The organism is Modestobacter sp. DSM 44400, assembly GCF_900107175.1.
Lineage (GTDB): Bacteria > Actinomycetota > Actinomycetes > Mycobacteriales > Geodermatophilaceae > Modestobacter.
This window is the reverse complement of record NZ_FNOZ01000155.1, coordinates 1-1,536: the sequence shown is the minus strand read 5'-3', so window position 1 is coordinate 1,536 and position 1,536 is coordinate 1. Positions and strand designations below refer to the sequence as shown.

The window sequence follows — 1,536 nt, the reverse complement described above, 5'->3', positions numbered from 1 at the left end:
CCGTCGGCGCGGTCGGTCAGCGACGCCGCCACCACGGCGGTGCTCGCGCGGCTGCACGCGGAGAACTTCGGCGTCTACGGCGCCCGGAAGATCCACGCCGCGCTGCGCCGGCAAGGGCATCCGATGGCCCGCTGCACCGTGCAGCGCCTGATGCGCGCGGCCGGCCTGCGGGGCCTGAACCGGGCCAAGGGGCCGCGGACCACGGTGCCCGGGTCCGGCCCGGACACCCGTCCGGACCTGGTCGAACGCGCCTTCACCGCGACCGGACCGGACCAGCTGTGGGTCGCCGACATCACCTACTGCCGGACGTTCTCCGGCTGGGTGTACGCCGCCTTCGTCATCGACGTGTTCTCCCGCCGGGTGGTGGGATGGCAGCTGTCCCGCTCGCTACGCACCGACCTGGCGCTCGACGCGCTGGAGATGGGCATCTGGACTCGCCGCCGGGCCGGCCAGGACGTGACCGGGCTGGTCCATCACTCGGACAAGGGCGTCCAGTACGTCGCGGTGCGCTACACCCAACGACTCGCCGAGGCCGGCGCGGTCGCCTCGGTGGGCTCCACCGGGGACTCGTATGACAACGCGCTGGCCGAGGCGTTCAACTCGCTGTTCAAGGCCGAGCTGATCCGCAACAAGGGCCCCTGGCGAGGCATCGACGACGTCGAGATCGCCGTCGCCGAGTACGTCGACTGGTTCAACCACCGACGGCTGCACGGCGAGATCGGCCTCATCCCACCGGCCGAGCACGAAGACAACTTCTACCGGCACAACACCACGGCGACTACCGTCGCCGCGTCAGTTCCGAGCCTCCACTGAACCCGGCACGGGACAACCACGCTGAAGCCGCGGGCGGTGTAGGCGCGCATCTCGTCGGTCAGCGCCTTCAGGTCCTGGTCGGGGTGGTAGTAGCCGCCGGCCGCGTACACGAAGACCCGGCGGTCGGGCCGCCCGTCGCCGTACCGGTCGGCAAGCAGCTGGAACAACGGAACGCCCGCGATCTTCGCGACCGCGTCCCACACCGCCATGTCGATGGTGCCGACGGCGACCGAACGCTCCCCGTGCCCACCCGGCTTCTCGTTGGTCATCATCGCCGCCCAGATCCGGACCGGGTCCAGGTTGTCGCCGCCGTCGTCGACCAGGGAGGCCGGATCTGCCTCGAGCACCCGCGGGATGAACCGGTCGCGCATCATCGGGCCCTGCCCGTAGCGGCCGTTGGAGTTGAACCCGTAGCCGATGACCGGGCGTCCGTCCCGGACGACGTCGGTGACGACGGCGACCAGGCTCAACGTCATCCGGCTGAAGTCGATGTAGGCGTTCCGGATCGGTGAGGAGATGGGGAAGGTCTGCTCACGGATGTCCACGATGCGCATCGGTTGTCGAACTCCGTTCTTGCCGGGTGGATGGTGCCGACGGTGTACGCCATTGAGGGAGCGCTGAACTGAACCAGAGCAATCGTCAAGACCTGTGGATCAAGATCTTTAGGCGGCCTGTTGTTCGGGGGTTTCGTCGGGTCGTTCGATGAGCTTGCCGCCCTGGAAT

The 1,536-nt window shown here is 68.8% G+C and carries 2 protein-coding genes; one reads left to right on the top strand and one right to left on the bottom strand.

Annotated elements, in window-relative coordinates; all coding sequences use genetic code 11:
* Positions 1 to 813 (top strand): IS3 family transposase (locus BLW04_RS25430; RefSeq protein ID WP_139307049.1); only part of this gene is annotated, 813 nt, incomplete at its 5' end.
* Here BLW04_RS25430 and BLW04_RS25425 read toward each other — a convergent pair.
* Positions 756 to 1,367 carry an enolase-like domain-containing protein gene (locus BLW04_RS25425; protein WP_217631279.1) on the bottom strand — a complete coding sequence of 204 codons (612 nt, stop codon included), beginning with the start codon at positions 1,365 to 1,367 and terminating at the stop codon, positions 756 to 758. The genes BLW04_RS25430 and BLW04_RS25425 overlap by 58 nt on opposite strands.
* Positions 1,368 to 1,536 lie beyond the last annotated feature (169 nt).